This is a genomic window from Streptomyces sp. B15, assembly GCF_018070605.1.
Taxonomy (GTDB): domain Bacteria; phylum Actinomycetota; class Actinomycetes; order Streptomycetales; family Streptomycetaceae; genus Streptomyces; species Streptomyces smyrnaeus.
Genome location: NZ_JAGPXJ010000015.1, coordinates 14,945 through 37,108, shown reverse-complemented (window position 1 = coordinate 37,108; position 22,164 = coordinate 14,945). Strand labels below are relative to the sequence as shown.

Genomic DNA, 22,164 nt, shown 5'->3' with positions numbered 1-22,164 from the left:
CACGCGGTCCTGCCAGGGCCTTCCGCCCGTTCGGCGGGCCGCCCCGCCCCGGTAGGGGTGGCCTGACCCTTACTCAGAGGTGTTAGCCTCAGCGCCGCGCGCGGCGCGTTTGCTCTCGGCAACCAGGAGCACGGATTCCACATCCGGCTGCGCGCGCAGCGCCACTGAGGGAACATGGCGGCACTGCTGTTTCCTGATCAGTTCGCGATTCCTTCGCGGACTGGGCCAGACCGCACGACAACCCAATCGCTCAAGGACGCCGATGACCGAGATACCGGTGGCGCTGACCGTCATCCTGTCCGTGGGGACGGCGGCCGCCGTGGCACTCGCCCTCCTGCTGGCGCGTTCGACGCGGGAGACGAGGCGGTTGCGACAGCGCTCCGCCGCGGCCGACAAGGACCTGCAGGAAGCCCTGCGCCAGCAGGCGGCCCTCGCCGGGCGCGCGCAGGCGACGGAGGCAGAGGTGCGGCACCTGGCGGGCGCCCGCATCCCGGACCTGACCGCGGCGCTCGCCCACCCGAACGTTCCCGTGCGCGGCCTGCTCGACCCCTCCTTCCGGGGCACGGAGGTCGACCGCGCGCTCACCACGGTGCTGGAGCAGGTCAGCGACGCCGTCACCAAGGAGCGGCTGCGCGTGGACGGCGCCGCACAGGCCGCCATGCGCGGTGCGACGACCACCATCCAGGCGCTGCTCTACCAGCTGCAGACGCGGTTGCAGACGATGCAGGAACGCTACGACGACCCGTTCGTGGCCGAGGACCTGCTGGCCGCCGACTTCCTCAACGAGCAGGCGCTGCGCCGTATCCAGTCCACCGCGATCGTCTGCGGCGCCTGGCCCGGACTGACCCGGCAGAACTCGCACCTGGGTGACATCGTCGTCGGCGCGATGTCGCGGCTGAGCGGCTACGAGCGCGTCCAGGTCACCAACCAGCTGCGCGACCCGGTGGGCGTGGTGGCGCGGGCCGTGGAGCCGGCGGCCGTGGTGCTCACCGAGCTGCTCGCCAACGCGCTCCACTACTCCCACCCCGAACTACCCGTTGCCGTAACGATCCAGCAGGGCAACCGCGGCGCCTCGGTGATCATCGACGATGCCGGTGTCGGTATGCACGCCGAGGAGATGGACCGCGCCCAGCGGATGATGGCGGGCCAGGACAGCGTGCTGCTGACCGAACTCGGCGACCCGCCCAAGACGGGCTTCGCCACCGTGGGCCAGCTCGCCAAGCAGTACGGCTTCACGGCGTCCGTCGAGCCGTCCCCCTACGGCGGTGTCCGGGCCATCGTCCACATCCCCGGCGAACCGCTGTTGACGCTGCTCCTCCTCGTCGAGCAGCCGATGTCCCCCATGGCCCCGGTGCCGCGGGCCAGCGCGAGCTCCGCCGCGCCGGTCGCCTCGGCGCTGCCCGGTCACACCGCCACGCAGCGCCCGGCCCAGCCCGAGCCGGCGCAGGCCGACACCACCCAGCTGGGCATCGGCGCGGGCCGTACGAGCGAGCCCACGCGGCCCGGGCCGGCCGACGACCCGCAGGACCAGCTGTCCGAGGACGGGCTGCCGCGCCGCCGGCGCCGGCGTCCGGTGCCGTACGTGGCGCTGGGCACCCCGGACGAGGCGGCGGCTCCCGCGTCGGGCGGCCACAGCGCGGCGCCCGCCCGGCCCGCCGAGGCCCCGCAGGCGTCGCCGGAGGAGAGCGCACAGCGCTGGGCGGCCTTCCAGCGCGGCACCAACTCGGGCCGCGAGGCCGCAGAGACGGGTACGCATCCCCAGGTGCCGCCGGCACCGAGCCCGGCCCCCGATCACGGCAGCGCGGTCCACCCCGACCACTACGCCGATCCCCGTTCCGCTGAAGGGAATCCGCAGGAATGACAATCCCCGCACGCAGGTCACTCCGGGACGACACCTCATGGGTGCTGGGTCCGCTCCTGGAGTTGCCGCACGTCATCCACGCGGCCGTCATCTCCGGCGACGGCCTCATCGAGGGACGCTCGCCCAACCTGGAGCGGGACGCGGCCGAGGGTGTGGCCGCGATGCTCTCCGCGCTCCAGGGGGCCGCGCGTACGACCACGGCGGCGTTCGCCGGTTCGTTCGAGGCGCGGCTGCGGCAGACGGTGGTGGAGTCCGACCACGGCTGGGTCTTCGCGATCCCCGCGGGTGAGAACACCACGCTGGCCGTCTTCGCGGGGCCCGAGGTGAACATGGGTGTGGTCACGCACCAGATGCAGGTACAGGTCGCGTCGCTGGGGGCGAAGACCATGAGCACCCCGGCGAGGAACGACACGACCACATGACCCCGCCGCCCCGTGACGGCAGGCGCCTGGTGCCTGCGTATCTGGCGACGACCGGACGAGCCCGGCCCAGCCGCAACACCCTCGACCGCCTCACCGTGCTGCACGGTGCGACGGATCCCTCGACGGTCTCCGGGCTCCGCCCGGAGGAGATCCGGCTGTTGGAGCTGCTGCGCGGTGGCGCGCTGTCGCTCGCCGAGGCCGCCGCGCATCTGCGGCTTCCGGTCAGTGTGGTCAAGGTCCTGGTGGCCGACCTGGTGGACACGGGCCGACTGATGGCCCGCGCCCCGATCCCCGACGCCGAACTGCCGGAGCGGCAGATTCTGGAGAAAGTTCTCAATGGACTCCGCACTCTCAAGTCCTCCTAGCCCGGAAACCCCGTCGGGCTCCGGGGAGCCGGCAGGTTCCATGTATCTGGACGACAAGCCGCAGACGCTGGTGAAGCTGCTGGTCGCGGGGCCGTTCGGGGTGGGCAAGACCACCTTCATCCGCTCCCTGTCGGAGACCCAGCCGCTGCACACCGAGGAGGTGATGACGCGTACCGGCGCGCTGGTGGACGATCTGGCCGGGGTCCGCGACAAGACCACCACCACGGTCGCCATCGACTTCGGCCGGCTGACGCTGCCGGGGGACCTGGTGCTGTACATGTTCGGCACACCGGGGCAGCGCCGGTTCCGCCCGCTGTGGCAGGACATCGCGCGGGGTGCGCTGGGCGCCCTGGTACTGGCCGACACCCGTCGCCTCGCCGACTCCTTCGAGGTGATGGACATGATCGAGGAGGCGGGGCTGCGGTACGCGGTGGCCGTCAACTCCTTCCCCGACTCGCCTCAGCACCACCCCGACACCCTGCGCGATCACCTCGATCTCGCGCCGGAGACGCCGCTGGTGGTGTGTGACGCGCGCAGTCGCGACCAGTCGGCGGACGCCTTGATCGCACTCGTCAGCCATGTCCTAGAGGCCCTCGACAAGCAACAGCAGCAGAGCCAGTCGCAGCAGCAGCCCCAGGAGTCCCTTTGAGCACCACCCCAGGCCCGGGTCGGCACACCAGTCAGATGCCGCCGCCGCTGTCCCGGCCGAACCACGAGGTCACCCCGCTGTACGGGGAGGAGTTCGCCGCGGACCCGTACGCCGTCTACGAGCGGCTGCGCAAGTACGGTGCCGTCGCCCCCGTGGAGATCGCCCCCGGGGTGGGCGCGATGCTGGTGATCGACTACCGCGCGGCGCTGGACCTGCTGCACGACCCGGCCACCTGGTCGAAGGACTCCAGCGTGTGGCTGGACAGCGTGCCGGAGGACTCGGCAGTGATGCCGATGCTGCGCGGGCGGCCCAACGCACTGTTCACCGACGGTGAGACACACGCCCGCTACCGCCGGGTCATCCACGACAGCTTCGAGCGGCTGGAGCCGCACCACCTCCGCCAGCTGGTGCGGGAGGTCGCCGACTCGCTGATAGCGAGCTTCGCCCAGGACGGCCAGGCCGACCTGGTCGGCCAGTTCGCCCGGGTGCTGCCGCTGCTCGTCTTCAACCGGGTCTTCGGCCTGCCCGACGAGAGCAGTGAGCTGCTGATCGAGGGCATCGCCGGCATGTTCGACAGCGAGACGCCCGAGCAGGCGGCCGCCGCCGACGCGGCCTACACCCGCTACATCACCGAGCTGACCCAGCTCAAGCAGCGGGAGCGGGGCCAGGATCTGACCTCCTGGTTCATCGACCACCCGGCGGAGCTGAGCGCCGAGGAGGTCGTCCACCAGATCGTGGTGACGCTGGGCGCCAGCTACGAGCCGCTGTCCAACCTCATCGGCAACGCGCTCAGCCGGATGCTCGTCGACGACCGCTACTACGGCAACCTCTCCGGAGGCGCGCTGACGGCCCGCGACGCGCTGTACGACGTACTCAGCAACGAGCCGCCGATGGCCAACTACTCGGCGCACTATCCGCGCCGGGACGTCTACTTCCACGGTGTCTGGATGCGCGCCGGACAGCTGGTGCTGGTCTCCTACGCGGCGGCCACCACGCAGAACGGCCGCTCGGCGCCCGGCGAGAGCGTCGGGGCCGCCGGCTCCGGCGGCGGCTCGCACCTGGCATGGGCGGCGGGACCGCATGCCTGCCCCGCGCAGCAGCCCGCCCTGCTCATCGCCACCACCGCGATCGAACGTCTCACCGCCTGGCTCTCGGACATCGAACTGACGGTGTCCTACGACCAGCTGAAGTGGCGGCCCGGCCCGTTCCAGCGCGGACTGGTCTCGCTGCCCGCACAGTTCAGCCCCGTCAGCCCCGACTCCGCAGGAGGCACCCCGTGGAAGCGCAGCAGACAGTCCGCTTAGATCCGCTCGGCCGCGACATCCATGGCGAGGCGGAGCTCATCCGTGGGACGGGCTCCGCCGCCACCCTGGTCGAGCTGCCGGCCGGCGTCCATGCCTGGTACGTCAACGAGTTCGACGTGCTCAAACAGCTGCTCCGCGACCCGCGGGTCTCCAAGGACCCGCGCAAGCACTGGCCCGCCTGGCAGCGCGGCGAGTTCCACGACACCTGGCTGCTCACCTGGCTCGACCGGGAGAACATGCTGTGCTCCTACGGCGAGGACCACAAACGGCTGCGCAAGTTGGTGGCTCCGGCGTTCACGGCACGGCGGACGGCCGCCATGCTGCCGCAGGTCGAGAAGATCACCACCGAGCTGCTGGACGCCATGGAACAGCAGGCGCTTCAGGCGGGGCCCGACGGCGCGCCGGTGGATCTGCGCTCCTGTTTCGCCCATCCGCTGCCGATGAACGTCATCTGCGAGCTGTTCGGTGTGCCCGAGGAGCAGCGGCCCGAGATGAAGCGGCTGATGGACCTGATCATGGACACCACGCTGACGGCCGAGCAGGCCGGGCAGACCGCGGTGGACATGCATGCGGCCTTCACCGCGCTGGCCGGGGCCAAGCGTGCGCAGCCGGGCGAGGATCTGACCAGCGTGCTGGTCTCCGCGCGGGACGAGGAGGGCGACGCGCTCTCCGAGAAGGAGCTGCTGGACACCCTGCTGCTGATGATCGGCGCGGGGCACGAGACGACCGTCAACCTCATCGGCAACGCCGTGCACGCCCTGCTCAGCCATCCCGACCAACTGCAGCTGGTGCGGGACGGGGAGGCGTCCTGGGACGATGTGATCGAGGAGACCCTGCGCTGGGCGCCCAGCGTCGCCAATCTGCCGCTGCGGTTCGCCGTCGAGCGGATCGAGCTGCCGGACGGCACCACGATCCAGCAGGGTGACGCGATCCTGTCCACCATGGCCTCCGCCAACCGCGACCCGGCCAAGTACGGCGAGCGGGCCGCCGAGTTCGACGTCCGGCGGCCGGGCGGCGAGCACCTGGCCTTCGGCCACGGGGTGCACTTCTGCATGGGTGCGCCACTGGCACGGATGGAGGCGCGCACCGCGCTGCCCGCGCTCTTCGACCGCTTCCCGAAGCTGTCCTTGGCGGTGCCCGCGGCCGAGCTGGCGCAGGTTCCCTCCGCCATCGCCTTCGGCTACGCGAAGCTGCCGGTACGGCTGCTGGGCTGAGGGGCCCGGCACCTCGATCCGGAGGTGGCGGGGAGCGGGCGGCCCGGAGGACAGGGCCGGGCAGCCGCTCCCCGCCGCTTCCCCGCTGCAGCGATGCACCGCTGTGCCGCTGTGCCGCTGTGCCGCTGTGCCGCTGTGCCGCTGTGCCGCACGGTGGTCAGGGGCCGGCCCACAGCCCCTCGGGGGTCAGCCCCAGCAGGTCGATGGCGTTGCCGCGGACGATCCGCTCCACCAGTTCGGCGGGCAGATGACCCATCTGGGCCTCGCCGACCTCCTTGGACCGGGGCCAGGTGGAGTCCGAGTGCGGGTAGTCGGTCTCGTACAGGACATTGGGCACACCGACGGACTCCACGTTCCTGAGCCCGAAGGCGTCGTCGAAGAAGCAGCCGTAGATGTGCTCGGCGAACAGCTCGGAGGGCGGGCGCAGCACCTTGTCCGCCACTCCTCCCCAGCCCCGGTTCTCCTCCCACACCACATCGGCCCGCTCCAGGATGTACGGAATCCAGCCGATCTGGCCCTCGGCGTACATGATCTTCAGATGGGGGAAGCGGTCGAAGACCCCGCTCATCAGCCAGTCGACCATCGAGAAGCAGCAGTTGGCGAAGGTGATGGTGGAGCCGACGGCGGGTGGCGCGTCCGCCGAGGTGGAGGGCATCTTGCTGGAGGAGCCGATGTGCATGGCGATCACGGTGCCGGTCTCGTCGCAGGCCCGCAGGAAGGGGTCCCAGGCGTCGGTGTGGATGGACGGCAGCCCCAGGCGCGGCGGGATCTCCGAGAAGCAGACGGCGCGTACGCCACGCGCCGCGTTGCGGCGTACCTCCTCGGCGGCCAGTTCCGCATCCCACAGCGGTACGAGGGTGAGCGGTATGAGGCGCCCCTGCGCGTCCGGGCCGCACCACTCCTCCACCATCCAGTCGTTGTAGGCCCGCACTCCCAGCAGGCCCAGTTCGCGGTCCCGGGCCTCGGTGAAGGTCTGCCCGCAGAAGCGGGGGAAGGTGGGGAAGCACAGCGCCGACTGGACGTGGTTGACGTCCATGTCCGCCAGCCGCTCGGCCACGTCGTAGGAGCCCGGGCGCATCTGCTCGTAGGTGATCGCCTCCAGCCGCACCTCGTCCCTGTCGTAGCCGACCGCGGTGTCCAGCCTGGTCAGCGGGCGGCGCAGGTCCTCGTACACCCACCAGTCGGCGATCGGGCCGTCGTCGCCGGGCTCGCCCATCTTCGGCGCGAACTTCCCGCCGACGAAGGTCATCTCCTTCAGCGGCGCTCTCACGATGCGGGGGCCGGCCTCGCGGTGGCGGGACGGGAGCCGGTCGCGCCACACATGCGGGGGTTCGACCGTGTGGTCGTCCACCGAGATGATCTTCGGGAAGGTCTCCATGCGGCCACCGTAGCGCCGACCTGACGACCCGTCAGCTATCGTGCGGCGCCTTCTTCCGCACCGGTTCCGCATCCGCCCGCCCACCGCCCGCACCCGGATTCGCGAAGGCTTCGTAGAGAGGCCGGTACCTGAGCTGACGTAATTGCCATGAACAAGGCAGACTGACCCCTGCGGGGAACGGAGGAGTGCGGATCTGCAGGGGAGCACGCCAATGGGCGCCGGGGACCATACGCGAGTGGGGACGGAGCATCAGGAGCACCAGCTTCGCTTCACTGTGCTCGGTCCCGTCCGTGCCTGGCGCGGCGAGCAGCCCATCGGCATGGGCTCCCCCCAGCAGAAGGCCCTGCTCGCGGCGCTGCTGCTGCGCGGTGGCCGCACCGCGACCGCCGAGGAGCTCATCGACGCCATCTGGGGCGAGGAGCCGCCCGAGCAGGCCAAGGCGGCGCTGCGCACCTACGCCTCCCGCATCCGCAAGGCCCTCGGCGCCGACGCCGAACTGCTGGTCAGTGAGTCCGGCGGCTACGCCATTCGCACCGGCCCGGAAGCGACACTCGACGTAGAGTCAGCACACGAGCTGGCACTCCGCGCCGAGAAGGCCGCCTCGGGCGGGGACCGCGCCCAGGCACGCGAACTGTACGGCGCGGCTCTCGCCCAATGGGAGGGCGAACCGCTCGCCCACATCCCCGGTCCGTACGCCGAACACCAGCGTGTCCGGCTGGAGGAGTGGCGGCTCGGCCTGCTGGAGCTGCGGCTCGATCTCGACCTCCAGGTGGGCTGTCACGCGGAGGCCGTCAGCGAACTGACCGCGCTCACCGCCGCGCACCCGCTGCGCGAGCGGCTGCGCGAACTGCTGATGCTCGCCCTCTACCGAAGCGGGCGGCAGGCCGAGGCACTGGCCGTCTACGCCGACACCCGGCGGCTGCTCGCCGACGAACTCGGCGTCGACCCGCGCCCTGAGCTGTCCGAACTCCAGCAGCGCATCCTGGAGGCCGACGACGAGCTGGCCTACCAGTCCGACACCCGTTCGCCCTCGGCGGCCGCCACCGTCACCCGTCCAGCGCAGCTGCCCGCCACCGTCGCCGACTTCACCGGCCGGGCATCCTTCGTCGCCGAACTCGGCGACCAGCTCGCGCAGGCCGAGGGCACGGTGATGGCCGTCTCCGCCGTCGCGGGCATCGGCGGCGTCGGCAAGACGACGCTGGCCATCCACGTGGCCCACGCCGCCGCCGACCGCTTCCCCGACGGCCAGCTCTACGTCGACCTCCAGGGCGCCGGGGCCTCCCCCGCCGACCCCGAGGCCGTCCTCGGCTCGTTCCTGCGCGCCCTGGGCGTCGCCGACTCCGACATACCCAGCGGCCTCCAGGACCGCGCCGCGCTCTTCCGCTCGCTGCTGGCCGGCCGCCGGGTGCTCGCCCTGCTGGACAACGCCCGGGACGCCGCGCAGGTGCGGCCCCTGCTGCCCGGCACGGCCGGCTGCGCTGCTCTGGTCACCAGCCGGGTGCGCATGGTCGATCTGGCCGGAGCGCACCTGGTGGACCTCGATGTGATGAGTCCCGAAGAGGCCATCGCCCTGTTCACCCGCATCGTGGGCGAAGAGCGGGTGCTCTCCGAGCGCGAGGCCGCCATGGACGTCGTGGCCGCCTGCGGGTTCCTGCCGCTGGCCATCCGCATCGCCGCGGCCCGGCTGTCCTCCCGCCGCACCTGGACGGTCTCCGTACTCGCCGCCAAGCTCGGTGACGAGCGGCGCCGCCTGGACGAACTCCAGGCAGGCGACCAGGCCGTGGCTGCCACCTTCGAACTGGGCTACGGCCAGCTCGACGCCGAACAGGCCCGCGCCTTCCGGCTGCTTGGCCTCACCGAGGGCCCCGACATCTCGCTGGACGCCGCCGCGGCCCTGCTGGACCGCACCCCGGAGGACGCCGAGGACCTGCTGGAGTCCCTGGTCGACACCTCCCTCCTGGAGTCCGCCGCACCCCGCCGCTACCGCTTCCACGACCTGGTCCGCCTGTTCGCCCGCGCCTGCGCGGAGCGGGAGGAGCAGCCGCCTCAGGTGCGGGAAGACGCGCTGGCCCGGCTGCTGGACTTCTACCTGGCGACGGCACGCCACGTCTTCGCGGCCGACCACCCGGGCGACCGGACCGTCGACCACCTCGGCCCGCCCACGCACAGCGGCCTGAAGTTCGCCGGCCAGGATGCCGCACTGGAGTGGCTCTTCAGCGAGGGCGAATGCCTCATGGCATCGATCGAGCAGGCGGCCGGGGGCCGGCTCCTCGGTCCTGCGGCGGATCTGCTGGTAGCCACCAAGGACCTCGCGGACTCCGGAATCCACTCCCTCCGCTACGAGAGGGCCGCGGCAGCGCTGCGGGACGCCGCCGGAACGGCGGGCGACGCCCGCTCAGGCGCCAGGGCATGCATCATGCTGACGCATGTCAACGCCCTGGGAGGCAACTTCCGGCGGGCCGAGGAAGAGGCGGTACGCGCCGAGGAGCTGGGCAGGAAGGCCGACGATCCGGTGGCCAACTCCTACGCCCCCAACGATCTGGGCATCATCAAGACCTACCTCGGTCAGTACAGCGCCGCCGAGGGCCACCTCGAACAGGCCATCGCGGCGTTTCGCGCCGACCGCAACCGGCCGTCCGAAGCCAGCGCACTGTGCAACCTCTCCCGGGTGCACATCGCCTTGGGCCTGCACGAGAGCGCCATCGATCTCGCCGTGCAAGGGATGCGGATCTACGAGGAGATGGACAGCACCCTGCGGATGGCGAACGCCCGCTACACGCTCGGCTGTGCGCTCTCCCACGCCGGCCGCATCTCCGAGGGCCTGCAACACCTCATGGAGGCACGGCGGATCTTCCACGACAGCCGCCAGTCGCTGTGGGAGGGCGTCACCCACTACCGCATCGCCGAGGCGTACTTGCTCTCCGGTGACGCCGCGCAGGCCGCCGGCCACGCGGAGCAGGCCATCGCACTCCGGGTCATCGGGGGCGAGTGGCGCAGAGCCACCGTGCTGGTCGTCCTCGGCAAGGCGCTGTTCGAGCTGGGGCAGTCCCGCCGCGCCCGTGCCTGCCTGGAGGAAGCCTCCGCGGTCTTCGAAGCACTCGACTCGCCGGAAGGCGCGGAGGTGCGCGAGTTGCTGGATCTGGTCCCCGACAGGTGATTCCGAGGCGGGCGCGTCCCTGTGAGTGGGCCGCTGCGCTGCCGGATCCTGGTCGACCAGCAGCCGTTCATCAATCGTTTATCGCGTTCAGCGATGCTCATAGCCATGGATCCGCCGCGTCGGGGGGCAGGCGGGTCTGGGGGAAGAGCCGCCGCCCCAGTACGGTGAGCGGCCGTAACACCCGCCCGGCGGTCATCGGGGGAGCTGCTGGGCGGGTGCCGTCATCGACCAACGCCCCTAAGAGGAGCTCGTCACCATGGCCACTCACGAACAGACCGAAGAGAAGACGCAGCCGAAGAAGAACACCACCGGCACCGAGAACAACCACGGCACCAGCGTGCCCAGCACCGAGAACAACCACGGCACCAGCGTTCCCGAGCTGGACAACAACCACGGCACGTCCACGCCGATGGTCGTGGAGAACAACCACGGAACCATCCTGCCCGAGGTGTCCGAAGAAGAGCAGGACACCGCTGCCAAGGAGCAGGCCACCGCCCGCTGACAAGGGCGTTCCAAGGGGGGACCGCGGGTCGCCATCGACGGCGTAGAGGGGGAGCCGTCGATGGTGACCCGCGTGCGTGCTGTCTGCTTCACCTGGACGCCTCATCGCAGCAGCGCTGCGGTGCTCGCGGTGCGGCAGACGCGCGGTGCAACACATGCACAGGCTTTTCCCAACCTTCCGGTCGCTCTCCGGAAGCAGATGGGTAATGACCAGTCAGAGGAACAACACAGCTGATCCCGTCCGAAACCGACCCCTGGGGAGCCATAGTGAGTCTGCTGAAGAGAATCCTCGCCACCTCCGCTGTCGCCGCCGCGTTGCTGGGCTGGCTGGGAACTCCTGCCGTGGCTGACAGCCCGGCGGCTTCAGCTGCCGGCGACACTGCCGTCAGCACGGCCAGTACGGACAACAACCACTCCAGCTGAGAGTGACTGTCCGGCGGAGCAGCCGGACGCGGTGGTTGCGCCAGTGCGCAGCAGCGCCCTTCGACTGATCTGCCGGACACGGTCCGACAGCCGCGCGGGGGAGAGCCGTCACCGATGGCCGTGCCCAGTTCGGGACACCGGCCACCGATGTCCTCGCGCGGTCTCCCGCAACCGCGTCTTGACGACCTTCCCGCTCGCGTTGCGGGGCAGCTCCGCGACGAACTCGACCTCGCGGGGCACCTTGTAGTTGGCCATCTCCCGGCGGGACCAGGCGATCAGGTCGTCTGCGGTGACCGTCGCGCCCGGGTGGCGTACGGCGAAGGCCTTGGCGACCTCGCCGAGGCGGGGGTCGGGGATGCCCACGACGGCCACCTCGGCGATGCCGGGGTGCCGGGCGAGCAGCTGCTCGATCTCGGCCGGGTAGGCGTTGAACCCGCCGACGATGAACATGTCCTTGATCCGGTCGGTGATGCGCAGATTGCCGTCGGCGTCCATGACGCCCACGTCGCCGGTGCGCAGCCAGCCGTCCGGGGTGAGGACCTCGGCCGTCTCCCGGGGCTCCTCGTAGTAGCCGGACATCACGTGGTAGCCGCGCACCAGCACCTCGCCGGGGGTGCCGGGCGGCTGCTCGGCACCCGAGGAGGCCACGACCTTCACCTCCGTGCCCGGTATGGCCCGGCCCGAGGTGCCGGCGACGATCTGGGCCGGGTCGCCGCGGCGGCACATCGTCACGGTGCCGGACGCCTCGGTCAGCCCGTAGGCGGTCAGTACGGTGCCGACCTTGAGCTCGGCGCGCAGCCGTTCGACCAGTTCCAGGGGGACGACGGCCGCGCCGGTCACCACCAGCCGCAGCGCTGACAGGTCGTGCTGGTGGCGGGCCGGGTGGTCGAGCAGCGACTGGTGGAGGGTGGGCGGCCCCGGCAGCACACTGACCCGCTCGGTGGCGATATGGGCCAGCGCCGCCTCCACGTTGAAGACCGGCTGCGGGATCATCGTCGCGCCGCGCAGCAGACAGGCGATGATGCCCGCCTTGTAGCCGAAGGTGTGGAAGAACGGGTTGACGATGAGATAGCGGTCGCCCTCCGTCAGCCCGGCGAGCTCGCTCCAGCAGGCGTAGACCCGCAGCGTCTGCTCGTGGGTGATGACGACGCCCTTGGGATGCCCGGTGGTGCCCGAGGTGAAGGTGATGTCGGAGGGCGTGGAGGGGGCGATCTGCTCCGCACGCTCCCGTACCGCCCGGAGGGAGACGGCGGCGCCCGACGCGAGGAACTCCCTCCAGGTGCGGAAGGTCTCCGGTGCGTCCTGGGCGAGCACCACCACCTCGCGCAGCTGCGGCAGTCCGGGCAGCGGCCCCGGGCCCGGCCCCTCGGCGGTGGCGCGGCGCAGCGAGGCGACGTACGAGGTGCCCAGGAAGGTGCCGGTGACGAACAGCAGCCGGGTGCGGGTGCGTTCCAGCACATAGGCGGCCTCGGCGCCCTTGAAGCGGGTGTTGAGCGGAACCAGGACGCCGCCCGCGGTGACGGCGCCGAGTGCGGCGACGATCCAGTCCAGGGTGTTGGGCGCCCAGACGGCCACCCGGTCGCCCGGTTCCAGCCCGGAGGCCAGGCAGGCGGCGGCGGCCTGTTCGATCCGCTCCCCCAGCTCCGCGTAGGAGACGCGGGTGCGCCCCTCGACGACGGCCTCCCGCGGCCCGTACCGCTCGGCGGCGGCCCGCACCAGCTGGGGGATGGTCCGCGGGCCGGTTCCGTACGCGGGCGAGAAGTCCGTGCCGCTCACCGTGCGCCTCCCTTGGCCGGGCCGACAGGCACTACCACCTGACACACCGTCAGGTTAGCGGTAGCCTCCCGCACTGTCAGCACCGCCAGCACGCCCTGAGCACGTCCGGGAGGACGCCATGAAGGACGCCACGGCGATCGTCGGCATCGGCCAGACGCCGTTCGCCAAGCGGCTCCCCGAATCCGAGAAGGCCCTCGCCTGCCGCGCCATCCTGCGGGCGCTGGACGACGCGGGGATCGCCCCGAGCGAGGTGGACGGCTTCGCCTCGTACACGATGGAGGAGACCGACGAGGTCGAGGTGGCCAAGTCGATCGGCGCGGGCGACGTGACGTTCTTCTCCAAGGTCGGCTACGGCGGCGGCGGTTCCTGTGCGACCGTCGCCCACCTGGCCACCGCCGTCGCCACCGGCCAGGCCACCGTCGGCGTCGCCTGGCGCTCCCGCAAACGCGGCTCCGGAGGCAGACCGTGGCGCAACACCACCGTGCAGCTGCCCACCCCGGCGCAGTGGACCCGCCCCTTCGGACTGCTGCGCCCGGCCGACGAGATCGGCATGCTCACCCGCCGCTACATGCACGAGTACGGCGCCACCCGCGACCACCTCTTCAACGTCGCACTGGCGTGCCGCAACCGCGCCAACCAGAACCCCGCCGCGATGATGTACGAGCGGCCGCTGACCCGCGAGATGTACATGACCTCCCGCTGGATCAGCGAACCGCTGTGCCTGTTCGACAACTGTCTGGAGACCGACGGCGCACTGGCGTGCGTCGTGGTCTCCGCCGACCGGGCACGCGACTGCCGCAGACGACCGGTGTATGTGCACTCCGCCGCGCAGGGACTGCCCGCGCAGCACCACGGAATGGTCAACTACTGGGCCGAGGACCCCCTGCGCGGTCCGGCCTGGACGGCGGCGCAGCAGCTTTGGAAGCACGCCGACCTGTGTCCACAGGATGTGGATGTCGCCCAGATCTACGACGCCTTCACCGCACTCGTCCCGCTCTCCCTGGAGGGCTACGGCTTCTGCGGACGCGGCGAGGGAGCGGCCTTCACCGAGGGCGGCGCCCTGGAGATCGGCGGACGGCTGCCGCTGAACACCTCCGGAGGCGGACTGTCCGAAGCCTATGTGCACGGCTTCAACCTGATCACCGAGGGCGTCCGCCAGCTGCGCGGCACCTCCACCGCCCAGGTGCCCGACGCCACGACCTGTCTGGTCACCGCAGGCGAGGGCGTGCCCACCTCCGCACTGCTGCTGAGGAGTTGACAGCCATGACCACCGCCCCCACCGGCCCGCCGGAGACCGGACTGCTGCTGCCCGAACCCGACGACGACGGAGCGCCGTTCTGGTCGTACGCGGCCGACGGCGAGCTGCGCGTCCAGACGTGCTCCGACTGCGGAAGACGGCGCTTCCCGCCACGACCGTGCTGTCCGCGCTGCCGGTCGTTCGAGGCCGAGTGGCAGCGGATGAGCGGACGCGGCCGTATCTGGTCGTACGTGGTGGCCCATCCGCCGCTGCTGCCCGGCTACGCCGAAGCGGCCCCCTACAACGTTCTCGTGGTGGAACTGGCCGACGATCCGGCGATCCGGCTGGTGGGCAACCTCGTTGCCACACCGCACGCGCCGCTGGGCTCGATGGCCGCCGGCAAGCTGCGCGTCGGAGCACCGGTTCGGGCCGTCTTCCGAGAAGTCGGCGACGGGGAGCGGCGGATGGTCCTGCCCCGCTGGGTCCTGGAGCGGCCGTGACCGTCCGTATCGAGCGGCAGGACGGCGTGGCGACAGTGACGCTGGACCGGCCCGAGAAGCACAACGCGCTCGATCTGGCCGACGCGCAAGCCCTCACCGCCGTCTGGCGCGGGCTGCGCACCGACCGCTCGGTGCGCGCCGCAGTCGTCACCGGAGCGGGCGGCCGGGCCTTCTGCACGGGCATCGACCGCGCCGCCGTCGCCGAGGAGGGCGCCGTCCCCCAACCGCACGCGCCGTTCGCGGTGGAGGACCCCTTGCTGTCGATCGGCCCGAAGAGCAACGACCTGTGGATTCCGGTCGTCGCCGCGGTCGAGGGCATGGCCTGCGGCGGCGCCTTCTATCTGCTGAGCGAGGCGGAGTTCCTGATCGCGACGGAGGAGTCCACCTTCTTCGACCCGCACACCAGCTACGGAATGGTCAGTGCCTACGAGTCCATGGCGATGGCACAGCGGATGCCGTTCGGGGAGGTCGCGCGGATGGCACTGATGGGGGCGGCCGAGCGCATCTCCGGACGCCGCGCCTACGAGACGGGCCTCGTCTCCGAACTCGCCCCGGAAGGCGGTGCGCTCGGGGCGGCACTGCGCTGCGCCCGTACGCTGGCCTCCTACCCGCCCGGGGCCGTGCAGGGCACGGTGCGCGCGGTGTGGGCCGCCAAGGAGACCGCCCGCAACCAGGCGATGGCCCAGGCCCCGCCCCTGATCGCACTCGGCAACCTGCCGCCGGAGCAACAGGCGGAGCTGTTCCGCGAGCGGGGGCGGGGCCGGGGTGGGTACGGGGTCACTTTCCGTACCCGGTAGGCGGGCGGGTCAAGCGGTCACCACCGGCGACCGGAGAGTGGAATCAGAGATTCCAGGGCTGGTCGTCGGGGGCGATGCGCCACAGCCGGTCGTCGCTCGGATAGGCCGTGTCGAGGTGGAGGGTGTTCCACGAGCCGTCGCCGTAGCGGTTGAGCGTCATGGCCAGTTTGTTGTCGGCCTTCGGTGTCCACATCCACCAACCGGAGTTCTGCCCGCCGGACTTGGCCGGGTGCAGGACCCACTTCTGCAGGTCGGACCCGTTGCACGTCTTGAGGACGAGATGAGTGCCGCGCTGGGGATTCGCCGTGGCCGGCTGGAGGCACTTGTCGGCAGCCACGTTGCGCAGCACTCGGGTGGAGGTCCCGGTTCCGGAGTCCCAGCCGGACCCTTCCGCCCGCCAGGATTCGGAGCTGTACTTCCATGCCGGGTCGCGCAGGCTGATCACGGTGGCGCCGTCGGCCTTGCTGTCGCTGTAGGTGGCCAGTCGGCTGCCGTCCGTCTTGTTGATCACGTCCCGGTCGCCGGGAGCCGCCGAAGCGTTGGTGCTTCCCAGAGCACCGGTCAGGCAGACAGCGGCGACGGAGACGGAGACGGACAGCAGGCGGCGGCTTCCTCGGGAAATGGGCATACGTGTTCCCTCCTGGGTGAACTACGCAGAACGCGAAGCATGACGCCAAGAATGATGATCGCCCGAACGCACCAACTGCCCGGCGCATCATCAGCATTCATCCGCACGACGGACCCTTTGATACGCGCGTCCGGCGTGGTGTTCCCTTGTCATCGCCCGGCTGGCCTGCTGCTTTCTAGGAGACGGAGGTGACCTCGCACTCCTCGACCTTCCGCACATCCTCGGGGTGGTCCATCGGCACCTCCACCGACTTGCTGCGGCCCGCCCGCACGGTGGTGAGGGCCGAGCCCGTGTCGACGACGTCCCCGTTCACATCGCGGAAGGTGACGTCGACGGTGAAGGTCCCGGTGCGGCTGCCCGCGTTGCGGACCCGGACGGTCGCACCGGGCTCCTTGCCGTTCTCGGGCTTCCGGCCCTTGGCCGCCGCGCACTCGGTGACCGTCCCGGAACCCTCGGCCCGCTCGCGGCTCGACCCGCCGGTGGTGCTGCCCGAGGTGGTGTTGCTGTCGTAGCTGTCGTAACGGTCGTCGCTGTCGTAACGGTCGTCGCTGTCGTAACCGCTGCTGGAACTGTGGCTGCTTGAGCTCTTGCTGCTGCAACCGCCGCCGCCGTGACCGCCGCTGCTGGAACTCTTGCTGCCGCCGCGACCGCCCGAGGAGCGGGCCGGGCTGAAACCGCTCAGCGCCACCAGCACAACAGTGACGGCAGCGAGCAGCTTGAGGTGACGCATCCGCTTCACAGAACTCCCCCGATGAGTGCTCGTCTCCGCGACGACCGGCTCCGGTACTTGTCGCGTGCAGTACAACTATCTCCGGCTCAAGACGCCCGCAGTGGCGCGGGGGTTCCCGGCGGCGTAGCGTCGAATGCGGATCGCGCACCCGTGCGGCGCCTTCAGCGGCGCCGGAAAGTGAGGCGAGACCATGATCCGGAACCTGATCGGGTCGCTACTCGCCCTCATCGGAGCGGCGGCCGCCGTATACAGCCCCTTCCGACCGTGGTACGACGGCCGCCTCGGGCGTGATTTCCGCCTCGACGAACTCTTCCAGGGCGGAGGTATCACCGGCGCCGAGGCGGCCCTGTTCACCGGGCTGTTCGTGCTGATGCTGGTCGTGGCGGTCGTGGCCGTGCTCGGGGTGCTGCTGCGTTCACGGGCGACCGTGGCACTCGCGGGCGTGCTGGGGCTGGGATTCACCATCCTGTGGATGGTGCGGCAGGGGCAGGCCGCCGGCAGCCTCTCCGCGGGCAACACCGGAGGGCTCGCCTCCGGCGCCTGGCTCGCCCTCGGCGGAGGTTTCCTACTGCTGCTCGCCGGTGCGCTGATGACCGGCCGCCGCGCCGCGGCCCGTCGCCGGCACGCCGCGGAGCCCGCGACGGCGGGTGCGGCAGCGGGTGGGGGCGCCGTGGCCGGAGGCGGCTTCCGCGGGGAGCCGGGGAGGGAGGAGGACACCCTGGAACAGCCGCTCGCGGGGCCACCGCCGCCGCAGCAGCCGCCCCCGGGGCAGCAGCCGTATCCGGGGCAGCAGCCGTACCCCGAGCAACAGCCGTATCCGGGGCAGCCCGGGATGCGGGGAGCTCCCACCCAGGAGCCGTACCCTCCGGGGCCACCGCCTCCCGAACCCGGGGCCGCCCCGCCACCGGAGCAGTCCTTCAAGGGTCCGGAGCAGCAGTACGCCGGGCCTCCGGTCCCCGAGGAGACCGAGCCGTACGAGTCCCAGCCCGGCACCCAGGGGGCTCCCCTGGACGAGCCGTACGAACCGCGGCCCGAGGACCAGGGCACCGGTGAGAACCCTCCCGACAACACCCGCCGGTTGCCCACGGCGCCGCCTCCGTCGCAGGAACAGCGCCCCGACGACGAGGACACCTGGCCGCACCGCGGACGCGACGCGGCCTGAACGCCCCCGCGCCCCGCAGGCGACGGCCGGGGGCCGGGGGCCGGGGGCCGGGGGCCGGGAGCCCCGGGGACTCGGACTCAGGCGGAGTGCCGAGCCTGGCCGGTGCCCTTCGTCGCGTCCAGCGCGTAGACGCAACGGTCCTTGCTGCACGCGTACACCACGCCCCCGACGACGACCGGCGAGCCGGTGATCTCCCCGCCGGTCGCCAGCTTCCACCGGAGCTGTCCACCCACCGCGTCGACGGTGTACAGGCAGTGGTCGGCCGATCCGAAGTGGACGCGTCCGTCGGCCACGACGGGCGCGCCCACCACATCGGCGCCCGTAGCGAAACGCCACCGGGGCGTCCCGCTCACGGCGTCGAGGGTGTAGAGCGCGCTCCCGCTGCCGAGGTGCACCAGCCCGTCCGCGGTGACGACCGGCTCCGTGGAGTGCCGCGCCTCGGTGGCGATGCGCCAGCGGTCGTGGCCGTTGCCGGAGTCGAGCGCGTAGACGGTGCCCAGATAGTCGGCGAGATAGACGCCACCGCCCGTCACCCCGGGGCCGGGGACGAAGGCGGGCGGGCACAGGAAGGCGGCCGGGGCGTCGAACCGCCACCGCTCACGGCCCGTCGCGGCGTCCAGCGCGAACACCCGGGAGCCCGCGCACACGTACACGGTCCCGTCCTCGGCGGCCGTCACCCGCACGGGAACGCCGCCCGTGGCGGAGGCGTCACCGACCGGGTACGACCAGCGCTCCGCGCCCGTACGCGCCTCCAGCACGTACAACCGTCCGTCCGCCCACGTGTGGACGGCGCCGTCGGCGATGACCGGTCCCGCCTCGGGGGTCTCGAAGTCGGTCTGCGCGCCGGTCAGTTCCCACAGCTTCTCGCCGCTGGCGGCCTCCCACGCCTGGACGCCGCCGCCACGGGTGCCGGTGACGACGGTGCCGCGGTCGACCTGGAGCGAGTAGACCCAGCCGTCGGTGGCCAGCCGCCAGCGCTCGGAGCCGTCGGTGGCGTCGAGCGCGTACAGACTGGGACCGTCCGAGGCGTGCACCCGCCCGCCGGAGACCGCCATCGACCAGGCGACCTCCCGCGTCTTGAACTGCCTGCGCCCGCTCGCCACATCGAGGGCGTGCACCTCGAACGACGTCACGTACACCAGGTCGTCGGCGACGACGGGCGAGCCCCACACATCGTTCGACATCCGGAACCGCCAGGGCCGCCAGCGCTGCGGTCCGCCGGACTGCGACCCGCCACCGCTCGCGTGCCCCGGCCCCGCGGACGGCGGGGGCTGCACGGTGTACGGGGAAGGCGGCGACGGCTGGGACGACGACTGCGACGGTGGCCCGGCGGGCGGCTGCTGGAGCGGCGGTGCGGCGGGCGAGGCGGAGGCCGACGGCTGTCCGCCCCGCCCGCCGCCATGGTCGGAGCCGCCTGCGTGCCGCGGTCCCGGAGCGCCGTAGGGGCGGGCCAGCGGATGGGCGGACGGTGCCGCCGCGGGTGCCCCGCCCGACGCCGCGGGGGCCGCCGCCGAGGCAGCCGCAGCGGGGGACGCCGCGGGCGGCGCGGAGGGCGGCGCCGTGGGCCCGGACTGCGGCGGGAACTGCGCGTACGGCTGCGCGGCGGAGGACTGCGGGGTGCCTTCCTGCCCCCCGCCGGGCGGGCGCACCCAGTCGGAGGTCGGGGCGGCCCCCGCTTCCCGGCCGGTCTCGTCCGGGCGCCGGGGGCCTGGCCCGATGGGTACCTGGGCCCCGGGCAGCTGCACGGACCCGCCATCGGCGTTCCCGGGCTGGGAGGCGGGACGCGAGACGACCGGCCCCGAGCCGGAGCCCGGGCCCGCCTCCGCACTCGCGGAGGCGCCCGAGCCGCCGGAGGGCCCCGAGCCGCCGGGAGCGCCCTGGGCGCCGTGGGAGCCACCGACGGCGCGTGGGCCCGGAGGGATGCCCTGGTCCCACTCGGGCACCGCGGCACCCGGGCCGGAGGCCGCCGCGTCCTGGCCCGCTGCCGCGCGCCCTGCTGCCGGGGGGCCGCCGGGCCCCACGGAGCCCAGCGCCGAGCCACCGGCGCCCGGACCGCCACCGGCGCCCGCACCGGCTCCCACCGGATCGGCGGAACCGCCCGCCGCACCGTTGCTGCGCCCGGGGCCACCGGCCCCGGCTGCGGCATCCGCGCCCCCGCCCGCACCCGCTGCGGCTGCCGCGTTCTGCCACCGCATGGCGCGACCGCCCCTGCGCCGCTCGATCAGCGAGACGGCCGTGGAGGGCAGCCAGGCCGAAACCGTTCCGCTGTCGTCGCTGCCGGCGCCGAACAGGTGCGGTGCGAGCTGGGCCTGGAGATCGGCGGGTGTGGGCCGCTCCTCGGCGTTCATCCGCATACAGGACTCGATCAAAGGCCGCAGCTCTTCCGGCAGCCCCTCCAGGTCGGGGCCCTCACGCAGCAGCATGAAGACCGTCTCGACGGGGTTGGCCCCGTGGAAGGGCGCATGGCCGGTGGCGGCGAAGACGAGCGTCGAGGCGAGCGAGAAGACATCGCTGGCGCCGGTGACGCTGCGGGAGTCCCGCGCCTGCTCGGGCGACATGTAGGCGGGCGTACCGACGGCGACGTTCGTCATGGTCAGCCGGGTGTTGGAGACGCCGGAGGCGATACCGAAGTCGATGACACGGGGGCCGTCCTCCAACACGAGCACGTTGGACGGCTTGAGGTCGCGGTGCACCAGTCCGGCGCCGTGGATGGACTGCAGCGCCTCGGCGACCCCCGCCGCCAGCCAGCGCACGGCCTGCACCGGCACCGGTCCGCACTCGGTGACTATTTCCTCCAGGGAGGGCGCGGGCACATAGGCGGTGGCCAGCCACGGCACGGCGGCGCGCGGGTCGGCGTCGACGACGGCGGCGGTGTAGAAGCCGCTGACCGCCCGCGCCGCCTCGACCTCACGGGTGAAGCGCACCCGGAAGAGCTGATCCTCGGCCAGTTCGGTGCGCACCGTCTTGATCGCGACCCGGCGGCCGGACGCGGAGCGTGCCAGGTAGACCAGCCCCATACCGCCGGAACCGAGACGGCCCAGCACCTCGAACGGGCCGATCCGCCGCGGATCGTGCTGTGTAAGCTGCTCCACCACTTGTCCTGCCACCTCCCCGTAGGGGCCGTAAAATCTGCCCGTTCCCGCCCCGTGCAGCCTCTCACTGCCGTGCCGGACCTGGCGGTCCGGACGCCGATTCTTCCTGGCGAACGCGTCGGTTGCGAACCCGGGGGCGGCACGTAAGTGTCTTCGTGGCCCGACAAAGCCCGGAATGACCCGGAGAATCCGGCATCCGATCTCGGTCCCGTATCACCCCGATTGCCCCCTCGCCGGTCGACAACCTCAGCGCACCCCGTTTGCCCGCTGACGAATCGCGGGCCGATCACCCCTCGGTAAGCTGACGGCATGACAGGACAAGTGCGAACCGTCGACGGCCGGGTGGCCGGACGCCGCGGTCAGGCGACGCGGCAGAAGCTGCTCGACTGCCTCAGCGAGATGCTCAGCTCGTCGCCCTACCGCGACGTCAAGGTCATCGACGTGGCACGGAGAGCGGGCACCTCTCCGGCGACCTTCTACCAGTACTTCCCCGATGTCGAGGGCGCCGTCCTGGAGATCGCGGAAGCCATGGCCAAGGAGGGCGCGGGCCTCACCGAGCTGGTGGCCGGCCGCTCCTGGGTGGGCAAGGCCGGCCGGCAGACGGCCGAGGACCTGGTGGAGGGGTTCTTGACCTTCTGGCGCAAGAACGACGCGATCCTGCGCGTGGTCGATCTGGGCGCCGCGGAGGGCGACAAGCGGTTCTACAAGATCCGCATGAAGATCCTCAACTCGGTCAACAACTCACTCGCCGACGCGATCAAGGACCTCCAGTCCCGGGGCAAGGTGGACAAGGAGATCAACGCGGCAGCCGTCGCCGGCTCCCTGGTCGCCATGCTGGCCTCCGTGGCAGGCCACCAGAAGGGCTTCCAGAGCTGGGGCGTCAAGCAGGCGGAGCTGAAGCCGAGCCTCGCCCTGCTGGTCCACCTCGGCGTGACGGGCAAGAAGCCCGCCAAGTAGCCGATCCGGCT

Annotated in this window: 19 protein-coding genes; 14 read left to right on the top strand and 5 right to left on the bottom strand. The window is 71.9% G+C overall.

The annotated features are described in order from the left end of the window. Positions 1 to 262 precede the first annotated feature (262 nt). The 6 genes from KBY19_RS09855 to KBY19_RS09835 are packed head-to-tail and all read left to right on the top strand — an operon-like array spanning position 263 to position 5,815. Positions 263 to 1,861: an ATP-binding protein gene (locus KBY19_RS09855; RefSeq protein ID WP_210965602.1), complete on the top strand. Its 1,599-nt coding sequence runs from the start codon at positions 263 to 265 to the stop codon at positions 1,859 to 1,861. Then, positions 1,858 to 2,283, top strand: coding sequence for a roadblock/LC7 domain-containing protein (locus KBY19_RS09850; RefSeq protein ID WP_099881995.1), 426 nt, complete (start codon positions 1,858 to 1,860; stop codon positions 2,281 to 2,283). The genes KBY19_RS09855 and KBY19_RS09850 overlap by 4 nt, the downstream gene beginning before the upstream one ends. After that, entirely contained in the window at positions 2,280 to 2,648 is a 369-nt protein-coding gene (locus KBY19_RS09845; protein WP_185017289.1) for a DUF742 domain-containing protein, read from the top strand. Before KBY19_RS09850 ends, KBY19_RS09845 begins: the two co-directional genes overlap by 4 nt. Positions 2,649 to 2,688: 40 nt before the next feature. Then, the gene (locus KBY19_RS09840; protein ID WP_099881999.1) at positions 2,689 to 3,297 is read left to right on the top strand and encodes an ATP/GTP-binding protein; all 609 of its coding nucleotides are present in this window, start codon (positions 2,689 to 2,691) and stop codon (positions 3,295 to 3,297) included. Continuing rightward, positions 3,294 to 4,601, top strand: a complete 1,308-nt coding sequence (locus KBY19_RS36335; RefSeq protein WP_247690806.1) for a cytochrome P450 — start codon at positions 3,294 to 3,296, stop codon at positions 4,599 to 4,601. The genes KBY19_RS09840 and KBY19_RS36335 overlap by 4 nt, the downstream gene beginning before the upstream one ends. Beyond that, entirely contained in the window at positions 4,574 to 5,815 is a 1,242-nt protein-coding gene (locus KBY19_RS09835) for a cytochrome P450 (protein ID WP_307842681.1), read from the top strand. The genes KBY19_RS36335 and KBY19_RS09835 overlap by 28 nt, the downstream gene beginning before the upstream one ends. Before the next feature lie 157 nt (positions 5,816 to 5,972). On the opposite strand, the gene KBY19_RS09830 is transcribed toward KBY19_RS09835, so the two are convergent. Then, entirely contained in the window at positions 5,973 to 7,193 is a 1,221-nt protein-coding gene (locus tag KBY19_RS09830) for an amidohydrolase family protein (RefSeq protein ID WP_099882003.1), read from the bottom strand. Between the two features lie 211 nt (positions 7,194 to 7,404). Here KBY19_RS09830 and KBY19_RS09825 point away from each other — a divergent pair, with 211 nt between their 5' ends. From KBY19_RS09825 to KBY19_RS09815, 3 genes are all read left to right on the top strand, one after another. Continuing rightward, the gene (locus tag KBY19_RS09825) at positions 7,405 to 10,350 is read left to right on the top strand and encodes a BTAD domain-containing putative transcriptional regulator (protein WP_185017295.1); all 2,946 of its coding nucleotides are present in this window, start codon (positions 7,405 to 7,407) and stop codon (positions 10,348 to 10,350) included. 256 nt (positions 10,351 to 10,606) lie between these two features. Then, a complete protein-coding gene (locus KBY19_RS09820; RefSeq protein ID WP_099882005.1) occupies positions 10,607 to 10,852 on the top strand; it encodes a hypothetical protein in 246 nt (81 codons plus the stop codon). Positions 10,853 to 11,118: 266 nt separating this feature from the next. Next, on the top strand, positions 11,119 to 11,274 hold the full coding sequence (locus KBY19_RS09815) for a hypothetical protein (protein WP_180289670.1): 156 nt from the start codon (positions 11,119 to 11,121) through the stop codon (positions 11,272 to 11,274). Between the two features lie 108 nt (positions 11,275 to 11,382). Here KBY19_RS09815 and KBY19_RS09810 read toward each other — a convergent pair whose 3' ends face one another. Beyond that, positions 11,383 to 13,050, bottom strand: a complete 1,668-nt coding sequence (locus tag KBY19_RS09810; RefSeq protein ID WP_307843481.1) for a FadD3 family acyl-CoA ligase — start codon at positions 13,048 to 13,050, stop codon at positions 11,383 to 11,385. Between the two features lie 118 nt (positions 13,051 to 13,168). Between KBY19_RS09810 and KBY19_RS09805 the strand changes: the two genes are divergently transcribed. Genes KBY19_RS09805 through KBY19_RS09795 form a run of 3 tightly spaced genes read left to right on the top strand, consistent with a single transcriptional unit; the run spans position 13,169 to position 15,584 of the window. Beyond that, positions 13,169 to 14,308: a lipid-transfer protein gene (locus tag KBY19_RS09805; RefSeq protein WP_099882009.1), complete on the top strand. Its 1,140-nt coding sequence runs from the start codon at positions 13,169 to 13,171 to the stop codon at positions 14,306 to 14,308. Between the two features lie 5 nt (positions 14,309 to 14,313). After that, positions 14,314 to 14,787, top strand: a complete 474-nt coding sequence (locus KBY19_RS09800) for a Zn-ribbon domain-containing OB-fold protein (protein ID WP_099882011.1) — start codon at positions 14,314 to 14,316, stop codon at positions 14,785 to 14,787. Next, positions 14,784 to 15,584 (top strand): enoyl-CoA hydratase/isomerase family protein, encoded by an 801-nt coding sequence (locus KBY19_RS09795; RefSeq protein ID WP_099882013.1) that lies wholly within the window; start codon positions 14,784 to 14,786, stop codon positions 15,582 to 15,584. The genes KBY19_RS09800 and KBY19_RS09795 overlap by 4 nt, the downstream gene beginning before the upstream one ends. Positions 15,585 to 15,627: 43 nt before the next feature. On the opposite strand, the gene KBY19_RS09790 is transcribed toward KBY19_RS09795, so the two are convergent. Together KBY19_RS09790 and KBY19_RS09785 are read right to left on the bottom strand one after the other, a co-directional pair. Further along, positions 15,628 to 16,212 carry an RICIN domain-containing protein gene (locus tag KBY19_RS09790; RefSeq protein WP_099882015.1) on the bottom strand — a complete coding sequence of 195 codons (585 nt, stop codon included), beginning with the start codon at positions 16,210 to 16,212 and terminating at the stop codon, positions 15,628 to 15,630. Between the two features lie 175 nt (positions 16,213 to 16,387). Next, positions 16,388 to 16,942 carry a hypothetical protein gene (locus tag KBY19_RS09785; protein WP_143674886.1) on the bottom strand — a complete coding sequence of 185 codons (555 nt, stop codon included), beginning with the start codon at positions 16,940 to 16,942 and terminating at the stop codon, positions 16,388 to 16,390. 190 nt (positions 16,943 to 17,132) lie between these two features. Here KBY19_RS09785 and KBY19_RS09780 point away from each other — a divergent pair, with 190 nt between their 5' ends. Continuing rightward, a complete protein-coding gene (locus KBY19_RS09780) occupies positions 17,133 to 18,104 on the top strand; it encodes a hypothetical protein (RefSeq protein ID WP_210965601.1) in 972 nt (323 codons plus the stop codon). Positions 18,105 to 18,181: 77 nt separating this feature from the next. Here KBY19_RS09780 and KBY19_RS09775 read toward each other — a convergent pair whose 3' ends face one another. Then, the gene (locus KBY19_RS09775) at positions 18,182 to 21,199 is read right to left on the bottom strand and encodes a PQQ-binding-like beta-propeller repeat protein (RefSeq protein ID WP_210965600.1); all 3,018 of its coding nucleotides are present in this window, start codon (positions 21,197 to 21,199) and stop codon (positions 18,182 to 18,184) included. Positions 21,200 to 21,505: 306 nt separating this feature from the next. Between KBY19_RS09775 and KBY19_RS09770 the strand changes: the two genes are divergently transcribed. Then, a complete protein-coding gene (locus KBY19_RS09770) occupies positions 21,506 to 22,153 on the top strand; it encodes a TetR family transcriptional regulator (protein WP_099882025.1) in 648 nt (215 codons plus the stop codon). Positions 22,154 to 22,164: the final 11 nt, after the last annotated feature.

What these genes read in the sequence shown, in the direction of transcription:
- KBY19_RS09855 (WP_210965602.1), top strand. Translation starts at nt 263, where the DNA reads ATGACCGAGATACCGGTGGCGCTGACCGTCATCCTGTCCGTGGGGACG.
- KBY19_RS09850 (WP_099881995.1), top strand. Translation starts at nt 1,858, where the DNA reads ATGACAATCCCCGCACGCAGGTCACTCCGGGACGACACCTCATGGGTG.
- KBY19_RS09845 (WP_185017289.1), top strand. Translation starts at nt 2,280, where the DNA reads ATGACCCCGCCGCCCCGTGACGGCAGGCGCCTGGTGCCTGCGTATCTG.
- KBY19_RS09840 (WP_099881999.1), top strand. Translation starts at nt 2,689, where the DNA reads ATGTATCTGGACGACAAGCCGCAGACGCTGGTGAAGCTGCTGGTCGCG.
- KBY19_RS09830 (WP_099882003.1), bottom strand. Translation starts at nt 7,193, where the DNA reads ATGGAGACCTTCCCGAAGATCATCTCGGTGGACGACCACACGGTCGAA.
- KBY19_RS09825 (WP_185017295.1), top strand. Translation starts at nt 7,405, where the DNA reads ATGGGCGCCGGGGACCATACGCGAGTGGGGACGGAGCATCAGGAGCAC.
- KBY19_RS09820 (WP_099882005.1), top strand. Translation starts at nt 10,607, where the DNA reads ATGGCCACTCACGAACAGACCGAAGAGAAGACGCAGCCGAAGAAGAAC.
- KBY19_RS09805 (WP_099882009.1), top strand. Translation starts at nt 13,169, where the DNA reads ATGAAGGACGCCACGGCGATCGTCGGCATCGGCCAGACGCCGTTCGCC.
- KBY19_RS09800 (WP_099882011.1), top strand. Translation starts at nt 14,314, where the DNA reads ATGACCACCGCCCCCACCGGCCCGCCGGAGACCGGACTGCTGCTGCCC.
- KBY19_RS09790 (WP_099882015.1), bottom strand. Translation starts at nt 16,212, where the DNA reads ATGCCCATTTCCCGAGGAAGCCGCCGCCTGCTGTCCGTCTCCGTCTCC.
- KBY19_RS09785 (WP_143674886.1), bottom strand. Translation starts at nt 16,942, where the DNA reads ATGCGTCACCTCAAGCTGCTCGCTGCCGTCACTGTTGTGCTGGTGGCG.
- KBY19_RS09780 (WP_210965601.1), top strand. Translation starts at nt 17,133, where the DNA reads ATGATCCGGAACCTGATCGGGTCGCTACTCGCCCTCATCGGAGCGGCG.
- KBY19_RS09770 (WP_099882025.1), top strand. Translation starts at nt 21,506, where the DNA reads ATGACAGGACAAGTGCGAACCGTCGACGGCCGGGTGGCCGGACGCCGC.